This is a genomic window from Pseudogemmobacter bohemicus (assembly GCF_003290025.1).
Lineage (GTDB): Bacteria > Pseudomonadota > Alphaproteobacteria > Rhodobacterales > Rhodobacteraceae > Pseudogemmobacter > Pseudogemmobacter bohemicus.
The window spans coordinates 416,047-432,828 of the sequence record NZ_QNHG01000002.1; the positions used below are offsets into that span (position 1 = coordinate 416,047).

A 16,782-nucleotide genomic window follows, 5' to 3' on the forward strand; every position below is an offset into this window, starting at 1 on the left:
ATACCCGGATGCTCCGGTCTGACCGATAGCGGCATCGCTGAGAGCGATCAGCAGAAGCCCCAGGCCCATCCAAAGTCCGGACGTACCCATCAGGGCCCCCAGCTCATGCCATCTGCCGTTAAGGCCCGCACCATCTGATGCGCAGCATGCGGGTCCATGTCTTGCGGCTGAAATATTCAACTTGTCAATTGAATAGTAAAATGATTGTGGTGCAGGGTGACGGTGTTGCGGTGTTCAGGCCAACATGCCCCGGGTTCGGTTCCTGTCGGTCACGACATGATCCCGATCAGCCAGATGGCGAAAGCCTTCTGTAACATGATGGCCGGCAAACTGCCTGCCCTGACCGGGAATACGGAACGGCTGATGTCTGATATTACGCCGAAAATCCAAACTGACAGACCATAAGAACACACGAAAGAATCCAAATATGAAGAAGCTCACACAAGAGGCCCTGTCCGAAAATCGTGATCGCTACGTTGTCATCGATGTGCGCAGTTCGGCTGAGTTTGAGGCAGGCCATGTTGATGGCGCGCTTCACATTCCGCTGGACGAACTGGAGGGGCGGATCCGGGATTTGCCGGTCGACAAGGTGCCTGTTGCCGTTTGCAACCTCGGCGGTCGCAAGTCCGAAGAGGCCGCGAAGAAGCTGCATGAACTCGGTCGGGCGGACGGGATAGCGCTTGAGGGCGGCACAGCAGCCTGGCGGGGAAAAGGTGGCTGAGCCCCTATGCTGACACAGCGATGGAGCGGCCTCCGGCGCGCCACTCCGGAAGTCCGCCATCCAGGCGTCTTGCCGCATATCCCATCCCGCGCAGATGCCTCACCGTCTGCGCGGCGAGCGCGCAGAACGGGCCTTGGCAACAGGCTATGATTTCGCGTTCCTGATCGTTGTTCAGAGAATCTGTCAGATCGGAAAGGGTTGCGGGCCGCGCCCCCCTGTGTGAGCCGCGTCATGTTCGTCCATTGGACGCAGATGCAGAAGGATCACCCTTTCGTCGGAAAGGGCCTTTGGAAGCGCATCGCGACCATCGGATCGGGCGGTTCATTCCCCCGCAAGGCCACGCTCGAACTGACCCGGCCTGCACGAGCCTCGAGGCCTGCCTCCATTTGGGCACGCTGTTTGCGGATTGAGAACCGATTGGGCGCGGAAAGTGCCTTCACAACAAGGGCAAACCCTTCAGGAAACGCGGATTTGGGGTCTGCGTCATCTGCATTCACCGCATCAGGTGAAGACGTGAGAGTAGGGCGCTGGTGCCGTCCGGGCAGGCTCCCTCTGATGGGACCGTTTCCCGGCAAAGGGATGTTGACAAGACATGCCCAACAATACATCAGTCAATTCATTCATTGAATAAGATCATGTGACCTTGTTGAGGGCGGGAATCGATGCTCGGAAACAGAATGCACCGCCAGGTTTTCCTCCTGGCCTCCGCACAAGCGCTTTTCCAGACAGTCTCGGTGCTGGTGATGACGGTCGGCGGACTTGCCGGGGCGCAGATCACTCCCAGGCCCGAACTTGCCACAATGCCGATTGCGGCCATGTTCCTCGGCACTGCGCTGATGACCTTTCCGGCGTCGCATCTTATGGCACGCTTCGGCCGAAGGGCGGGATTTCTGCTTGGGGCGGCGCTTGGCATCGCAGGGGGCGTCATCGCGGCCGCCGGGATCTGGCTCTCGCAGCTATACCTGCTGTCGTTCGGGACCATGCTGGTCGGAAGCTACCAGGCCTTCGCGCAATTCTACAGATTTGCGGCCAGTGAGGTCGCCGATGATGCGTTCCGTTCCCGTGCAATTTCTTACGTGATGGCCGGCGGTATCGTGGCCGCGCTGCTGGGACCGTTGCTGGGGCGCCTTGGCGGTTCGCTGCTGACCCCGGCCTATCTTGGCTCGTTCCTCATTCTGGCCGTTGTCTCCCTTTTGGCCGTCGGCGTGCTGATGGGGCTGAAAGAACCGGCTGCCAAAGCCCAGCTTCAATATGATGGTCCGGGGCGTTCCTGGGCAGAGATCGTCACACAGCCCGCATATCTGGTGGCGCTGTTCAGCGCATTGACCGGCTACGGCGTGATGATCCTTGCAATGACGGCGACCCCGATTGCCATGAAGCATCACCAGCACGATCTCGCGGCATCCGCCACGGTGATCCAGATGCATGTGCTCGGTATGTTCCTGCCATCCTTCTTTACCGGGGCGCTTATCGCCCGTTTCGGGGTGGTCCAGATCATGCTGGCCGGGGTGGCGATCCTTGCCGCCCATGTCGCGCTGACCTTTACCGGCACCGGCTTTACATCCTTCGCCTCGGCGCTGGTCATGCTGGGGATCGGCTGGAACTTTCTCTATATTGGCGGCACCACCCTGCTGACGACGACCTACAGCCCGGCCGAGAAAAGCCGGGCGCAGGCCACCAACGACATGACCATTTTCGCAGTCGGTCTGGCCTGTTCGTTCAGCGCAGGCGGTCTGTTGCAACTGTTCGGCTGGCAGATGCTGAACGCAATCCTGCTGCCCTGGCTCGCGCTCGCTGCATTGGCGCTGATCTGGTTCGCTTTGCGCGGACGGGCGACACAGACCCCCTGAAAGTGAGAGACATCATGGAAGATATGAGTCCTGCAAAAGAGGGCGAGAAAGCCGCCCGCGCGCGGCTTGTTGCCCGCCTGCGCGAGTTGAACATCGCGGTACCGACCGTGCCTTACCCCGCGCACAAGACCGTCGAGGAAGGCAAGGCGCTGCGTGGCGCAATGACCGGCACCTTCACCAAGAACCTGCTGATCAAGGACAAAAAGGCCCGCCATTTTCTGCTGTCCTTCCATGAAGACCGGATGATCGACCTCAAGACCCTGCATCGCAGGATCGGCGGCAAGGGTCAGGTCGGCTTCGCCCCGGCCGAGCGGGTTCAGGAATACCTCGGCGTGCAGCCCGGCGCGCTGACGCCCCTCGGGCTGATTAATGACACCACCCAGGCCGTGACGCCGGTGATCGACGCCGGGCTGATGGGGGCGGAACAGCTGAATTTCCATCCGCTGATCAACACCGAAAGCACCGGCCTGCATCCGCAGGAGTTGCTGAGCTTCATCCGCTCCTGCGGGCATGAGCCGCTGATCGTCGATTTCGATATGCCGCTGCCGGACTAGGCGCGGTTCCCTGCCAAACGGAGAAGACAGATGACCGTTGATCCCAGACCCGGCCTTTCCACGCTTTGCGTGCATGGTGGCGCACAACTCGATGTGCAGGGCGGCATCCATACGCCGCTTTACAACCATTCGACCTTCGGTTTCCCGTCGACAGCGGCGCTGCTTGATGTGGTCGAGGGTCGCACCGAGGGGAACCTCTACACCCGCTACGGCCTGAACCCGACGATCAGGGCGACCGAGCGCAAGCTGGCGCTGCTGGAAGGCGGCGAAGGTGCGCTGGCCTTCAGCTCCGGCATGGCGGTCGAGGCGGCGACCTTCCTCGCCTTTTGAAAAACCGGCGACAACATCATCTGCATCGGCGATGTCTATGGCGGCACCTTCGAACTTCTGGGCGACAACCTGCCCAATGTGGGGATCACCACCACCTTCCTGCTCGGCTCGGAAATCAACCGGCTTGCAGAGGTGCTGACAGACCGCACCCGCATCGTGTTCTTCGAGACGCCGACCAACCCGCAGATGGAGATTATCAACATCGCCGGGGCGGTGAAAGTGGCCAGGGCGGCGGGGGCGCTGGTGGTGGTGGACAACACCTTCGCCTCGCCGGTGAACCAGTCGCCGCTGGAGCTTGGCGCCGATCTGGTGATCCACTCGACCACCAAATACCTCGGCGGACACAGCGATCTGACCGGCTGCGTGGTGATCGGCCGGGGCGAGCTGCTGACCCCGATCTGGACCTGGCGCAAGAATCTTGGCCAGATGATGGCGCCCGAGGTGGCGTTCCTGCTGGCCCGCAGCCTGCGCACCCTCGCCGTGCGGGTCCACCACCAGAATGCCACCGCGATGGCGGTGGCGAAGTTCCTGCAAGCCCACCCGAAGGTGAAGCGCGCCAACTATCCCGGCCTGCCCGACTTTCCCGGCCACAACGTCGCCGCCTCGCAGATGAGCGGCTTTGGCGGCATGATCAGCTTCGTCTATGACGGCGATGCGGCCGCCACGGCGGCAGTGGTGGACAGGCTGAAATATTTCACCATTGCTGCCAGCCTTGGCGGGGTCGAAAGCCTTGTGACCCAGCCAATCACCACCACCCATTATGGCGTAACCCCCGAAGAACGCGCCCGGCGCGGCATCGTGGATGGCCTGGTGCGCCTGTCGGTCGGGCTGGAGGATGCCGGGGACCTGATTGCCGATCTGAAACAGGCACTCGACTGATCCGATTTTGCCGATGGGGCCACGGCCCCATCGTCCCACTTTCGCGTTGAGACGGGGGCCATGCCGATCAGGGTTCCCGATGGTCTCTCTGCCGGTCGGCTGCCGAAGGCCGAAGACGTCTATAGCATGGGTGAAGCCAATGCTATGCCGCCGGCCAGGTCCGGTGTTGATCGTCGATAATCACAGCGTGTTGATGATGGCTCTTCGTCCCATGCATCCTCAGGTGAGGGTGGTCTGACGGCAGGTCGGGGTGGTGATGCGCAATCTCATCGGGTTCCGCTGCCGGCCAGAGGTGCCGCGCGAGCAGGATCCCTGCGGTGCCGATCAGCGCCATCATCACAAAGGTGGCCTCAATCCCGAAGGCTGCCCCAAATCGCCCTGCGAGGAGATAGCAGATCAGCCAGCAGGCATGGGACAGTGCGAATTGCGCGGCGAAGATTGCAGGGCGGTCTTCGGGATGCGCAGAGCGGCGCAGCAGGCGGCCAGAAGGGGTCTGCGCAACGCTGTAGCCAAAACCGATCACCAGCCAAAGCCCCAGCAAGGCCGCATAGCTGCTGACCAGCGCGCCGATCGCGGTTCCGAAGACCAACAGGACCGCGCCACCGATCATAGCCCTGCGGTCCCCGATCCGATCCAGAAGCCGGGGGAGGGCGAAGGCGGCAATCATCGACCCGCCTCCAAAGGCTGCGAGCGCCCAGGCAACTTCGGCCTCGCCCAAACCGAAGCGCATCTTGACCAGCACCACCGTGTTCACGATCACCATCGCTCCGGCGGCTGAGACGGCAAGGCTGATCGCCAGCAGCCCACGCAGACGGGGGGTGGCGAGATAGATGCGCAATCCCCGCGTGGTGCGCTCCCAGATCCCGCGCTTTGGCCCGGGTATGGTGCCTGGCAGCGTCACACTGACAACCAGCAAGGCCGAGATCAGGAAGCCGAAGACCGTGCCGGAGAAGAGCGCGCTGAAGCTGACCACCATCAGCAATGCCGCCGCCAGAACCGGCGAAAGCAGGCTTTCAAGATCATAGGCCAGCCGCGAGAGGGACAGGGCGCGGGTATAGTCCGCCTCGTCAGGCAGGATGTCGGGGATCACGGCCTGAAAGGTCGGGGTGAAGCCGGCGGATGCGGCCTGCAGCACGAAAATCAGCAGGTAAATCTGCCAGATCTCGCTGACGAAAGGCAGAAGCAGCGCAATCGCTGCCCGGACCAGGTCCAGGCTCACCAGCACCACCCGGCGCGGCAGACGGTCAGACAGCGCCTGCGCAACCGGTGCCACCCCGACATAGGCGATCATCTTGACCGCCAGCGCGGTTCCCAGAACGGCCCCGGCATTGGCTCCGGCCAGATCATAGGCCAGCAGTCCAAGCGCCACAGTCATCAATCCCGTGCCGATCAGGGCGATGACCTGAGCCGCAAACAGATGGCGATAGGTGCGGTTTTGCAAAACCGAAAGCATGGCATCCTCGTTGCCTGTCCTGGGACATCCGGCATCAGGATCCTGAATGAAGGAACTGCGCAGCATCCCCCCAGGGGGGATACACCCGAAGATATGAAAACCTCAATCCCCCCTGGGGGATATTTCAGAGCAGCCTGGCGAGCGCCCGGATGTCTTCCGGCGCATGAGGACCGGCCTCATCATCTGCCATTCCCAGGCAGTGATCCATGTGGTCATGGATCATCTGGCGCTTTGCCGCGACAAGACTGCGCTCAACCGCGAGCAATTGCCGGGCGGTGTCGAGGCACGGTTTGCCGTTCTCCAGCATCCCGATAACATGGCGCAAGTGCCCTTCCGCGCGCTTCAGGCGCTTGACGATGTCGGGGTGGGTGATGTGATCATGCGAATGTGCCATGATGACAGGACTATCCCCGGATGGGGGATCCGGCAATGCGTAAGCGGGCATGGAACGGCTGGCGCGATGATCCGCGCCAGCCGCAGAGATGTCAGGGCCGTTTCATCTCGGCATAATCGCCACCTGTTCGGATGGTCAGCGTCACCGGTTCCCCGGTGCGGTTGCGCCAGAAACAGCCGTGGTTGCCGGTGAAAGCCGCCGTCAGTTCGCCTGCCTGACCGGGAAAGCCGTGACCCTGTTCATAGCTGGTGGAATTGCCCCCACCATCCGCGTGGGCAGCCGAACAAGTATTTTCCAGCCTTGTCAGATTGATGACACAGCGATCTTGTCCTGCGTTGGCTGCAGCGCCAGTCGCGGCTCTTGTGTCTGGGCAGACGGCCCGTATCCCGTCCCCATGATCATCAGTATATGCACCGGGTTATGCGCCGGAATGCAGCGATCACTTTCGACCTGGCCGAGCGTGCTTTACGGCCACTGCGGCCCGGCGCAGGGTTTCTGGCTCAGGGTGCGCAGAACAGCACGCGATAGCGAATTGCAATCGTTGTGATCGCAATCTACACAACGCTAAAAGGAGTATTGAATTGAATCAGGATGAGGCGCTTCGTGGGTTCGCCGCAATTGCACAGGAAACGAGGCTCAGAATCGTTCGGGCCCTGGTCACCGCCGGCGCGGACGGGCTCGCATCGGGTGCCATTGCGAACGGGCTGGATGGCTCGCCCCAGCGGACCTCCTTTCATCTGAAAGAACTCGAGAATGCCGGGCTGATTGAAAGCCGGCGTGAGGGAAAATCCATCGTCTACAGCGCCCGCTTTCCTGCGCTTTCATCCCTCGTGGCCTTCCTGATGCATGACTGTTGCCATGGCCACTGCAAACACTGTGATGAGGCAATCGCGCTCTTCGCGAAATGTGAAGGCAGGCCAACCGCGCCGGGCCGCTGACTTCCCTGTTTGCTCTGGCTGTAACGGGGGCCTGGGCGACATATCAGGACCAAAAAAATGCGAGATATTCTGGAACGCCATCAGGTGTTGATCTACTTCGGCCTGGTCGCGCTCGCCGCGATCACGGGCCTCCTTGTCCCGACAATGGGCAGGCTGGATATCGCGATCAATCCCGCGTTGGCCCTCATGCTTTTCGTGACCTTTCTCCAGGTGCCCCTCCCGGATATTGGCAAAGGCTTTCGGGAGACCCGCTTTCTGGGTGCCCTGCTGGTCAGTAACTTTGTGATCGCCCCAGTCCTGGCCTACATCCTGCTGCAGTTCAGCCCTGACGATGCGATGCTCCGTCTTGGTATCCTGATGGTGCTACTGACGCCCTGTATCGACTATGTCATCACTTTCGCCCATCTGGGCCGGGCAGATGCAAGGCTGCTGCTGACATCCACCCCAATCCTGCTGCTGGTTCAGATGGCTTTGCTGCCGCTTTATCTGCGCCTCATGCTGGGCGATGAGGCGGCGGGCCTCATAAGCATGGCCCCCTTTCTTCATGCATTCACCGGGCTGATTATGATGCCTTTGATCTGTGCGGGCCTGGTTCAGCTTTGGGCAAAACATTCCCGGGCGGGACAAGGCATCAGCAATGTGCTGGGGCTGTTGCCGGTGCCGGCGACCGGCCTCGTCCTGTTCCTGGTCGTCGGGGCCACAGTGCCTGTCCTCGGTGCAGCCAGCCGGGCTTCCCTGACCGCCCTGCCCATCTATGTGGCCTTTGCGGTCATCGCGCCTGCCCTCGGCTGGGGTGTTGCGCGGGTTTTCACCCTGAACTCCCCTGCGGGGCGAGCCGTAAGCTTTTCGACCGCAACACGGAACTCTCTCGTCGTGCTTCCGCTCGCACTGGCCGTCCCGGGGGCGATCCCGGTTCTGCCAGCGGTGATCGTGACGCAGACCCTTGTTGAACTCGTAGCCTCCCTGATCTACATTCGGATCCTGCCTCGGGTAGGGATGACCGGCAAAACTCCAGGATGAAAGGCGGGATGCCGACCCGATGCTGCGCCTCCCGGGCCGGAGATGGAAAGCGGTTGGGCATGCCTGGATGACAGCGACGAGCCGCGCGGGATCCTTGATATGCCGCTAACCCCGACCTCCCTGTCCGATCCCCGAACTCTGGGTTTCGACGAGATCATCGACATGCGCGCGCCATCGGAATTTGCCATCGATCACCTGCCTGGCGCAAGCCGCCCGGCTGGACAGGCGAGACCCGTTTTGCGTTTTGTCTGGCCGACCACGCCGCAGAAAAGCAGCAATGAAGATCGCGGTCAGGATCAGAACGACGGTCGGGGCGGGCGCGGAGTTCAGGAAAAAACTGGCGTTAACGCGGCCCGGCATGGAGATGAGACAGACCACGACCGAGACCACGAGCATTTTTCCGAAACTGCGGGTGAGCAGGAATGCAATCGCGCCCCGCCACCCCGACGCCAGAGGTTTCAGGCCACGTCCGGGATATGAACCGGGAAACCGAAAGCACGCCATTCGGGGAAGCCATCTTCCAGACGGATCGCAGTTCTTCCCTGGGATCGCAGGAAACCGACCGCTTCATAGGCCTGCGCGCAATAGGGGCCCCGGCAATAGACGATGATTTCGCGACCTGCCGGCAGATCTTCCAGGTGGTTATGAAGGTCAAACATCGGGATGTTTGACGCACCAGGAATATGGCTCACCGCAAACTCGTCCTCGGCGCGCACGTCTATGACAAGGCTGCCCCCCGCACGAAGCCTTTCGGCCAGTTCCTCACGACGAAGCGGAGGGCTTGCGTCGTGATTGCGGAAATGCGTGTTCAGCGCGCGGTCTACGGCAGCGTCATGTTTCTCTGCCGCCTGACCAAGTGCCTTAATGAGAAGCACGATCTCTGCCGTCCCGTTCAGGCTGTAGCGGGCAAACTTGCCCTCTCTCTCGGTGCGCACGATACCCGCGCGGCGCAAAATTTGCAGATGCCGGGAGGTATTCGCAAAGGCCATGCCCGAGCGCAGACTCAGATCCTCAACCGTCCGGGGCCCCTGCGCCAGATGCTCCAGCAGTTCCAGGCGATTCACATGACCGACAGCCTGCGCCAGTGAGGCGAGGCTCTCGAATATCTCCTGTTTCGGTGTGGTGCAGGCCGGAAACAGCATAGGGGCTCATTCATAACTATCGTTGAATGAGGGTAGCAACCACCGACAGCCGGCACAATCCTGCGTGCCGTTCAATTTGTATAACCCGGAACGCCCATCGAGGATGGAAGCCGCCCGTACAATGTCAGGCACGATCCTCATGCGGATGAATCCTGGGGGCAAACATACAGGCTGCCAATCACGCGGCACTCCGGCATCAGGCCGCTGGCGCATTACAGCCGTAGCGTTATCAGTGTTGATACGGCTGCATTGTTCCTGGTCGTTACTGTCGCGGCACAAGAACTTGCAGGCAATGATCACGCCGATGGACGAGAGAAGACCTGAGTGGATGGTCGTGCCCCTTTAGCCGCACGGACGAGCCACAGTGCGAGGATGTGACTGTCTGGACGCAGGGGATCCCCCGGGGCAGGCTGCGCAGAGACCGGGTCCATATCGGCACAGGCATTTGCAGCACAAGCATCCGCTCAACCCCGCCCCCTCGGAGCATGCCGGGGGCGCGCTTCCCCTGAACAGGGATAGTGCTTTGTCTGGCTCTGTGCTTCTCGCTTTTCAGCCAGGCTTACAGCCATGCTCCGGAAGCCCTGGTGGAAGGGCAGTGTGTCATGGCGGCAATCGAAGAGCATGGTCATGCCCATGGCCCGGTTGGCCAAAATGCCGCAGACCACGGCCATCAGACCGCAGAGATCGTCGTAGCTGCTGAAACCATATCCCCGATCCTTTCCCACCGCCGGCCGCACGGCCTGCGGGCGGCAACCCGCCCGAGGGCATCGCGCGGGATGGCCTCAGGCAACCTCCGAGACCTGCTGCTGTCTGAGCCGGGCCTGATGGCCTGACAGATCAACAACATCTTTGGAAAAAACACTGAACTCCATGCGAACTGCCCGCGTCACGCGGTTGCAGGCGCGCGGGCTGGTGGCAGGTCTCCTGCTGTTCAGCCTCTGCCTGCTGGTGGCTGGGGCCGCCTTTGCCCATGCCGTCACCCTGGGTGACCAAGGCTATATCCAGGAAGTCACCGGGTGAAGGTCATGCCCTTCATCTGTCTCGGGGCCAAACACATGGTGACCGGATTCGATCGCGGTTTGAAGAATGTCAGCCGTTGATCTGAAACAAAGCCCAGGCAACGAGAAATGAAAGCACCGGGGCCAGAAGACCCGCACGCATGACAAGGGTGAAACCCCCGGCTCTGCTCTCATCCGCGCGACTTGCCCGGACGAGGACAGAGGCCCATGCCCACCAAAAATACAGCCCCGGAAGTATCCATGGCCCCCAGAAGCCTGATATGGCCGCTGTCTGTGGCGAGGTGTCGGGGGAGGGATGCAGCAGAAAGACTGCGACCGGCAGCGCAATCGCGGCAAGAAAGAAGGCCGCCAGCCCCAGCAGGGCCAGCCGCCAGAGCGCCACAGACCGATCCGGATCGGCGAGCAGGTTTTTCATCACCGCAACCGGCGCCGCAGCGCATTGTTGACCAGTTCGATCATCACAATGATCGCGATCACCACAAGCGCCAGCGTTGCCACCTTGTCGTATTGGAAGGAGCGCACATAGGTCTGGATATAGAAACCGATCCCCCCGGCACCCACGATGCCAAGGATCAGGGACTCGCGCAGGTTCATCTCGAACCGGAACAGCGTATCGCGCAGGATATCCGGGGCGATTTGCGGCCAGGCCCCAAAACGCATGCGCTGGACAAAAGAGGCGCCGGCGCTTTCCAGCGCCTCGACCGGCTCGGGCGCGATGCTTTCAATGGCCTCGGAATAGAATTTGGCCAGCATGCCCGTTGCATGAAAGGCGATGGCCAGGATCCCCGGCAAGGCGCCAAGGCCAACCGCCCCCACCATCAACATGGCGACGAGTATCAGAGGGATGCCCCGGATGACCGCCAGCAGGGCCTTGACCGGCACATGAACCCAGGCAGGCGTAAGGTTCTGGGCACCCAGAATGCCGAAGCCGATCGACAGCACGATACAACCGACCGTGCCCAGAATGGCGATACGCAGGGTTTCCGCCGTTGAAGCCCATGCCACCGAAAGCACCGACAGATCGGGCGGCACCATCCGGCCCAGAAACTCGACGATCCGCGGGCCGCTTTCGGCAAGGCGGCTGAGCTCCAGCTCCGGGTCAGCGGCGGCCCAGATCAGCACAGCAGCGACCACAGCCCAGGTGACAAAGCTGCCAAATGCGCTGCGCCGGATCCCCTCATAGTCACGCGGCGCGGACATCTGACGCCCCCTTGTAGATCGCGGCGAGCCTCTCCTCATCCAGATCGGCGGGTCTCCCGTCGAAGACAATGCGCCCGGCATCCATGGCGATGAAGCGATCAACATGGGGCGCGATAAGCTGCGGCTGGTGCGAGGACAGGATCAGGGTCGCCCCGCGCTGGCGGACGATGGCTTGCAAAAGCTGCAAGACGGTTGCGGCGGTTTCCGGGTCAAGGCTGCTGATCGGCTCATCGGCCAGGATCATCGCGGGTTCCTGCGCCAGACAGCGCGCAATGGCGACCCGTTGCCTTTGCCCGCCACTCAGCCTGTCAACGCGCCGCCCTGCCAGATCGGCCAGGCCCACCTCGGCCAGCGCGGCATGGGCGATCTGATGGTCCCGGGGTGAAAACCGCCCCGTCAGACTGGCCCAGGGAGAGATATGCCCAAGGCGTCCGTTCAGCACATTGGCGTGCAGATCAAGGCGTTCGACCAGGGCATAGCTTTGGAAGATGAACCCCACCTGCCGGCGCCATGCGCGGGGCGGACGGCGGGTGGGGTCAAGCTCCTGGTCCAGCACCCTGGCCCGGCCCTGCCAGCCCCGAAGCCGCCCGTCCAACAGCCGCATCAGCGTGCTTTTCCCGGCACCGGAGGCGCCGATCAGCGCCACCCGCTGGCCCTGCGGAATGCGCAGATCCGGCACCGAAAGCGCGGCTGCCGTTGTGGCCTGATAGGCAAAGGAAATGCTTTTCAGCGCAACCGCATCCATTGGATTACTGCAAAAGCCCCCAGGCACGCGCCATCTGCCGGACCTCTTCATAAGACGCCAGATCGGCGGGCACATAGCCGTCGGGATTGTAGACATAGCGCAGCAGCGGGCGCAGTTCCGGCTCATTCAGCCGCATCATTGCCGTGACAAAGGCGGCCTGCAGCGCGGGGTCCAGATCGGGGCGCGCGATGACACTGTGCGAGGGGATGGGGCGCGACTCTGCGATCCATGTCACCTCAACCTGCTGTGCCGGGGTGAGCAGAAGGTCAGCATACTGGCTGCTGCCCGCCGCATCGACCAGACCATTGGCCAAAGCCTGAATGGATTGCTGATAACCCCCCGCAAAAATCACCCGGTCAAAGAAAGTGCCGGGATCGCCGCCGCGCTTGATCAGCCCGGCCTCGGCGAACAGATCCAGCGGGTAGAAATAGCCCGATTCCGAGATCGGGTCAGCGAAGGCGATCTTCTTGCCGCGCAACTGGTCCAGCGTGGTGATGCCGCTGTCACGGCGCACGAAAATCCGCGACGTGTAGCTTGGTTTGCCGAAATAGACCTCCTGCAGGATGGCCACGGCACCGGCATATTCATTGGCCAGAACGTAAGGCAGGGCGCCCAGGAAGGAGATATCGGCATCGCCATTGCGCAGGGCCTCGACCGCTGCCGCATGATCCGAGGTGACAAAGCCCCGGACAGGCATGCCAAGCTCGGCACTCAGCCAGTCGGTGATGCCCTTGATGTCATCCAGCAGCTTTTGCGGATCTTCCTGCGGGACGAAGGCCAGTGTCAGCCCCTCCGATTGCGCAAGCGCGACCTGGGGGGCAAGCCCAAGCGCCAGTCCCCCCAGAAGCAACCCGCGCCGACCGATGGCCAGATCAATACATGTCTTCATCGTGGCGCTCCTGCAGATCCTTGAAACTGGCCCAGATTTCGCCCGCGCCATCCCAGTCATCGCGGCCGACCGCAGCACGCATCCCGTCCAGCAAACCGGCCATTTCCAGAACCCGCGTGCGCGCCGCGCTGTTGACCATCGCGGTCGAATCGAGAGCAAGATCGCCGGCCACCGTCTCCAGCATGAGAATGGCGTTTTCCGCGTCCCGGCTTTTTGCCAGCGTGTCATAGGTGCTGGCGAAGGTCGTCAGCTCTTCCCATGCGAGGCGGAACGCGGAATTGCGGCCCTCGAAAGTCTGATAGGGCTCGTCTGCTGCGCCGATCGCTTCCAGATAGGCGGTCAGATCGGCGCGTTCATTTTCGCCGAGTTCAAGCTTGTAGCGGGTGTCGAACCAGTCAACGACACTGGCAAGTGTGGGCAGTGAGCCGTCGTGGAAATAGGGTGCGGTGTAGACGGTGCCGAGCAGGGTTGGCGTGTCGAAGGCACCATCGCGCGCGCCCTCATAACTGCCGGTTTTCGAGCCGATATCATAAGCCTTACGGTCGAGGAAGTTCGATGACGGCACATGGCAGGAGGAACAGGCCATGCCGTCCATCTGCGGAAAGGGTTTGCGGAACAGCGCTTCACCGCGCAACTCGGCCTCACTGGCGCCTGCGGTCAGGCGACCGAGATTGTCGATGCGCGCATTCGGCAGAAAGTCGAACTCCAGCATGTAGGCCAGCAACGCATCGAGCTGATACGGGGTCGGCTCAGGCCCGCCGAACTCGTTGACGATGACATTGCGGTTGAATTCATTGAGGCTGGCAAAGCGCCCGTCGCGACCATAGGGCGCCGTGAACCGCGTCCCCCGCAGCGAGGGAATATCGAGGCTGTCGCCGCGCCAGTCATTGAAGCCGGGGTTGAAGAAAGATCCGCGCACATCCGCCGCACCGGGTTGATGGCTGATGCCGGGGATAAAGAAGCGCTGGTTGATGTCGCTGCGGTTATGGCAGGTGGAGCAGGTGATCCCCAGGGATTTTGCCGGTTCGCCAAAGATATTGGGGCTGTCGAACAGCATGTCGCCGTAAGCCACCAGCGGCAGATCGGTCTCGTCAATGCCACGTTCTTCAAAATTCAGAACCAGCATCGGGAAAGGATCCTGATCCATCAGATCGCTGCCCGGCGGCAGCCAGGGGGCGACCTGAACCTCTCCCTTTGCAGCGACAATGGTTTCCGGCAAGGGGGTCAGGCCATCCCGCTCGGTAAAATCTGCGGGTTCAAAATTTGCCAGCAGGTAGGTTTCGATCGTGGCGCGCGCCTCGGCAAAGTCCTGAGCATTTCCCGCAATCGCGCCCACGCCCATGATCCCGGCACTGCCGGCTGCTCCGACAATGTCCAGCCATGCCGCACCGACCCGACGCCCGCCTTCCGGATCGACCTCCATCACGAAGCTTTCGAACCCGCGATAATAGGCCTGCGCCTCACGGATCTTGCGCTGCGCAAGCCCCGGATCGGCCAGCCCCGCTTCGGCTTCTGCCAGCGCCTGACGTGTCATAACAGAAAGGCCGCGTGTCGAGGCTTCATACAGAGCCTGCGCGTCTTCGGCTTCGATTGCGGCCAGAACCGCTGCGCCAATTCCATCGGGCAGCGCATCGAAGTAGCCCTGCCCCGGGCGGGCAATCGAGGCACTTGGCAGGGGGGCCGCGTAGGATTCACGAATGCGATCCCATTGTGGCGGAACCAGATCCGCAAGGAACAGGCCGGTGCGGTAGCTGGCCGTCGCAGGATGCCAGGGCACTTCCTTCACAACATCGGCTGACGCGGAGAAGGCAGACAGGCAGGCCGCCAGGGCAAGTGTCGCCGCCGTGGCTCTCAATATGGATCGCATAGTGCCCTTTCTGGCATAAGTGCTCGGAGGGGTAGCAGCCTGTGTCGAATTCATGCCGCCGGAAAACCGCAGCCTTGTTGCGCCATGGTCCGGCGCAGCACAGCCATGTGGCGTCGCCAGTTTGTATTGCAAATCATTCGCAACAGTCAATGAAATTGCGAAGCATTCTCAACTAATTTCAAAATCCGGAAAGGCCATGGCTGTGTGCCCTGTCTGCCGGGACCGACCATGGAAGGCCGCAATGCCGGTTGAGGGGCCATTCGTGCAAACGGAGGCGGCCGGGCTGATCCCCGGCTCAACACAGACAGGGGCGGGCCGGCCTGATCGAATGGCCCGCCCCTTTATTCCTGTGTTTGCGGCTCAGGCCGGGATACCAGGCCTCGTTCCAGCGAGGCGTTGCGCAATCAGATCAAGCGCAAGCATGACCAGAAGGGAGAGGCCGGTCAGGGGGAAGATCAGCCCGCCGACTCCAAGGATCAGGAAAAGCCCGACAAAGGCCTTGCGATCCGTCGGCAGCGGCGGCACGCCAAGCTTGCCCGAGGGCCTGCGCTTCCACCACATCACGCCTGCGGAAACCGCAAGGAATACGATTGCCGCGCAAACCAGCGTCAGGATGATCTGGTTCCACAAACCAAAGGTCTGGCCCATATGGGTATTGATCCCGAATTCCAGCCACTTCGCCGCAGCACCGTAATCGGCATAGCTGAGATCGACCATCGGCATGCCGCTATACTGATCAAGATGGATCATCCGCTGCTGGCTCAGGTCATCGGGATAGACCGAGGCCGAATAAACCCCGGTCTCCGATTGCGGCAGCGCGACCGAGAAGCCGCGATGCAGACCTTCGGCCTGCACAATCTCGACAATGGCATCAAGCCCGATCGGCTCCATCCCGGCCATCATCGGGCTGGTCTCCGGGACCTGGGCCTGCTCCAGCGACCAGGAGGTTTGCGCGATATGGTTGGAGTGATCCTCTGACATCGGCACGCCGATATAGAGGCCGTTCGGGTAGCCGTAATTCCCGCCATTGGCCATTTCATTGACCTTTGCGCCCCAGACAGACGACCAGGGCATGCCCGTCACAGCCAGGAAGACGATAAATCCGCCGACGAAGATCCCCGTGACAGCATGGGCGTCGCGCCAGAATACCCGCCGCGCCGGTGTGCCGCGGACCGAGACAACGCCGCCGCGCTGGCCGCGAGGCCACCAAAGCCAGATCCCTGTCAGCACCAGAAGGATCGACCAGCCGCCGACGATCTCGATGATCATCCTTGGGGTGGCGCCGAACAGGCGGAACGAGTGCAGATAACGGACAGTCCATGCAAAGGTACTGCGGTCCGGACGCACCTCGAGGACCTTGCCGCTGTACTGATCGACATAGACCGCCATGCGCTCCCCTGTTTCGGGCTGGATGGTGATCTCGGTGGAAAGCCCGTCATGCGCAGGGTCAGTGTATTTCAACGCCGTTCCGGGCTGGGCTGCAAGCGCGGCATCGACAATCTCTGACGGCGCAAGTCTGGCGCCCTCCACCGGGGTGACCTGCATGAAGCGCGCATGAACCAGCGGGTCGATCTCATCCTTGAAAAGGTAGATCGCTCCGGTGATGGCGAGGGTGATCATAAAGGGCAGGACCAACAGGCCTGCATAAAAATGCCAGCGCCAGACGGCGCGATAGATGTTTGAGGCCTGCGCAGGCGTCGCAGCGGCCTGCAGGGCACTTTGAGCCCCGTTGGTTGCATGGTTGTTCATCTGGGTATCCGTTCTGAAAGGTCTGGGATGAG

Annotated in this window: 16 protein-coding genes and 3 pseudogenes; 8 read left to right on the forward strand and 11 right to left on the reverse strand. The window is 61.8% G+C overall.

Features of this window, described 5'->3' with window-relative positions:
• Positions 1–427 precede the first annotated feature (427 nt).
• On the forward strand, positions 428–721 hold the full coding sequence (locus DRF71_RS10045; protein ID WP_112310429.1) for a rhodanese-like domain-containing protein: 294 nt from the start codon (positions 428–430) through the stop codon (positions 719–721).
• A gap of 4 nt (positions 722–725) precedes the next feature.
• Here DRF71_RS10045 and DRF71_RS29410 read toward each other — a convergent pair.
• Positions 726–911, reverse strand: a pseudogene (locus DRF71_RS29410) (hypothetical protein); the annotation flags it as partial.
• Positions 912–1,398: 487 nt separating this feature from the next.
• Between DRF71_RS29410 and DRF71_RS10050 the strand changes: the two are divergent.
• From DRF71_RS10050 to DRF71_RS10060, 3 genes and pseudogenes are all read left to right on the forward strand, one after another.
• Positions 1,399–2,571: an MFS transporter gene (locus tag DRF71_RS10050; RefSeq protein WP_198672138.1), complete on the forward strand. Its 1,173-nt coding sequence runs from the start codon at positions 1,399–1,401 to the stop codon at positions 2,569–2,571.
• A 14-nt stretch (positions 2,572–2,585) separates the two neighbouring features.
• Positions 2,586–3,125 (forward strand): prolyl-tRNA synthetase associated domain-containing protein, encoded by a 540-nt coding sequence (locus DRF71_RS10055; RefSeq protein ID WP_157971027.1) that lies wholly within the window; start codon positions 2,586–2,588, stop codon positions 3,123–3,125.
• Positions 3,126–3,155: 30 nt separating this feature from the next.
• A pseudogene (locus tag DRF71_RS10060) lies at positions 3,156–4,334 on the forward strand (trans-sulfuration enzyme family protein).
• Positions 4,335–4,476: 142 nt separating this feature from the next.
• On the opposite strand, the gene DRF71_RS10065 reads toward DRF71_RS10060, so the two are convergent.
• A complete protein-coding gene (locus DRF71_RS10065; RefSeq protein WP_112311247.1) occupies positions 4,477–5,787 on the reverse strand; it encodes an MFS transporter in 1,311 nt (436 codons plus the stop codon).
• Positions 5,788–5,911: 124 nt separating this feature from the next.
• The gene (locus DRF71_RS10070; RefSeq protein ID WP_112310432.1) at positions 5,912–6,181 is read right to left on the reverse strand and encodes a metal-sensing transcriptional repressor; all 270 of its coding nucleotides are present in this window, start codon (positions 6,179–6,181) and stop codon (positions 5,912–5,914) included.
• 581 nt (positions 6,182–6,762) lie between these two features.
• Between DRF71_RS10070 and DRF71_RS10075 the strand changes: the two genes are divergently transcribed.
• Both DRF71_RS10075 and DRF71_RS10080 read left to right on the forward strand, forming a co-directional pair.
• Entirely contained in the window at positions 6,763–7,119 is a 357-nt protein-coding gene (locus tag DRF71_RS10075) for an ArsR/SmtB family transcription factor (RefSeq protein ID WP_112310433.1), read from the forward strand.
• A 57-nt stretch (positions 7,120–7,176) separates the two neighbouring features.
• Entirely contained in the window at positions 7,177–8,139 is a 963-nt protein-coding gene (locus DRF71_RS10080; protein WP_112310434.1) for an arsenic resistance protein, read from the forward strand.
• A gap of 258 nt (positions 8,140–8,397) precedes the next feature.
• Here DRF71_RS10080 and DRF71_RS28575 read toward each other — a convergent pair.
• Positions 8,398–8,574: pseudogene (locus tag DRF71_RS28575) on the reverse strand (metal ABC transporter permease); the annotation flags it as partial.
• A 23-nt stretch (positions 8,575–8,597) separates the two neighbouring features.
• Positions 8,598–9,281: an ArsR/SmtB family transcription factor gene (locus tag DRF71_RS10090; RefSeq protein WP_112310435.1), complete on the reverse strand. Its 684-nt coding sequence runs from the start codon at positions 9,279–9,281 to the stop codon at positions 8,598–8,600.
• A gap of 602 nt (positions 9,282–9,883) precedes the next feature.
• On the opposite strand from DRF71_RS10090, the gene DRF71_RS10095 reads away from it, so the two are divergent.
• Positions 9,884–10,114, forward strand: a complete 231-nt coding sequence (locus tag DRF71_RS10095) for a hypothetical protein (protein ID WP_112310436.1) — start codon at positions 9,884–9,886, stop codon at positions 10,112–10,114.
• A 37-nt stretch (positions 10,115–10,151) separates the two neighbouring features.
• Positions 10,152–10,301 (forward strand): hypothetical protein, encoded by a 150-nt coding sequence (locus tag DRF71_RS28580; protein WP_232831432.1) that lies wholly within the window; start codon positions 10,152–10,154, stop codon positions 10,299–10,301.
• Positions 10,302–10,370: 69 nt separating this feature from the next.
• Here the strand turns inward: DRF71_RS28580 and DRF71_RS10105 are convergent, their stop codons facing one another.
• The 6 genes from DRF71_RS10105 to DRF71_RS10130 form a co-directional block, all read right to left on the reverse strand.
• Positions 10,371–10,715, reverse strand: coding sequence for a hypothetical protein (locus DRF71_RS10105; RefSeq protein ID WP_112310437.1), 345 nt, complete (start codon positions 10,713–10,715; stop codon positions 10,371–10,373).
• Entirely contained in the window at positions 10,715–11,500 is a 786-nt protein-coding gene (gene phnE / locus DRF71_RS10110) for a phosphonate ABC transporter, permease protein PhnE (protein ID WP_112310438.1), read from the reverse strand. Before phnE ends, DRF71_RS10105 begins: the two co-directional genes overlap by 1 nt.
• Positions 11,484–12,245 (reverse strand): phosphonate ABC transporter ATP-binding protein, encoded by a 762-nt coding sequence (locus DRF71_RS10115; RefSeq protein WP_112310439.1) that lies wholly within the window; start codon positions 12,243–12,245, stop codon positions 11,484–11,486. The genes phnE and DRF71_RS10115 overlap by 17 nt, the downstream gene beginning before the upstream one ends.
• A gap of 4 nt (positions 12,246–12,249) precedes the next feature.
• Complete coding sequence (locus DRF71_RS10120; RefSeq protein ID WP_112310440.1) at positions 12,250–13,134, reverse strand: phosphate/phosphite/phosphonate ABC transporter substrate-binding protein; 885 nt, start codon at positions 13,132–13,134, stop codon at positions 12,250–12,252.
• Positions 13,118–14,989, reverse strand: coding sequence for a cytochrome c peroxidase (locus tag DRF71_RS10125; RefSeq protein WP_232831433.1), 1,872 nt, complete (start codon positions 14,987–14,989; stop codon positions 13,118–13,120). The genes DRF71_RS10120 and DRF71_RS10125 overlap by 17 nt, the downstream gene beginning before the upstream one ends.
• Before the next feature lie 372 nt (positions 14,990–15,361).
• Positions 15,362–16,750 (reverse strand): PepSY-associated TM helix domain-containing protein, encoded by a 1,389-nt coding sequence (locus DRF71_RS10130; protein WP_112310442.1) that lies wholly within the window; start codon positions 16,748–16,750, stop codon positions 15,362–15,364.
• Between the last annotated feature and the right edge of the window lie 32 nt (positions 16,751–16,782).

What these genes read in the sequence shown, in the direction of transcription:
- DRF71_RS10070 (WP_112310432.1), bottom strand. Translation starts at nt 6,181, where the DNA reads ATGGCACATTCGCATGATCACATCACCCACCCCGACATCGTCAAGCGC.
- DRF71_RS10080 (WP_112310434.1), top strand. Translation starts at nt 7,177, where the DNA reads ATGCGAGATATTCTGGAACGCCATCAGGTGTTGATCTACTTCGGCCTG.
- DRF71_RS10130 (WP_112310442.1), bottom strand. Translation starts at nt 16,750, where the DNA reads ATGAACAACCATGCAACCAACGGGGCTCAAAGTGCCCTGCAGGCCGCT.
- DRF71_RS28580 (WP_232831432.1), top strand. Translation starts at nt 10,152, where the DNA reads ATGCGAACTGCCCGCGTCACGCGGTTGCAGGCGCGCGGGCTGGTGGCA.
- DRF71_RS10055 (WP_157971027.1), top strand. Translation starts at nt 2,586, where the DNA reads ATGGAAGATATGAGTCCTGCAAAAGAGGGCGAGAAAGCCGCCCGCGCG.
- DRF71_RS10095 (WP_112310436.1), top strand. Translation starts at nt 9,884, where the DNA reads ATGGCGGCAATCGAAGAGCATGGTCATGCCCATGGCCCGGTTGGCCAA.
- DRF71_RS10120 (WP_112310440.1), bottom strand. Translation starts at nt 13,134, where the DNA reads ATGAAGACATGTATTGATCTGGCCATCGGTCGGCGCGGGTTGCTTCTG.
- DRF71_RS10115 (WP_112310439.1), bottom strand. Translation starts at nt 12,245, where the DNA reads ATGGATGCGGTTGCGCTGAAAAGCATTTCCTTTGCCTATCAGGCCACA.
- DRF71_RS10045 (WP_112310429.1), top strand. Translation starts at nt 428, where the DNA reads ATGAAGAAGCTCACACAAGAGGCCCTGTCCGAAAATCGTGATCGCTAC.
- DRF71_RS10105 (WP_112310437.1), bottom strand. Translation starts at nt 10,715, where the DNA reads ATGAAAAACCTGCTCGCCGATCCGGATCGGTCTGTGGCGCTCTGGCGG.
- DRF71_RS10065 (WP_112311247.1), bottom strand. Translation starts at nt 5,787, where the DNA reads ATGCTTTCGGTTTTGCAAAACCGCACCTATCGCCATCTGTTTGCGGCT.
- DRF71_RS10050 (WP_198672138.1), top strand. Translation starts at nt 1,399, where the DNA reads ATGCACCGCCAGGTTTTCCTCCTGGCCTCCGCACAAGCGCTTTTCCAG.
- DRF71_RS10090 (WP_112310435.1), bottom strand. Translation starts at nt 9,281, where the DNA reads ATGCTGTTTCCGGCCTGCACCACACCGAAACAGGAGATATTCGAGAGC.
- phnE (WP_112310438.1), bottom strand. Translation starts at nt 11,500, where the DNA reads ATGTCCGCGCCGCGTGACTATGAGGGGATCCGGCGCAGCGCATTTGGC.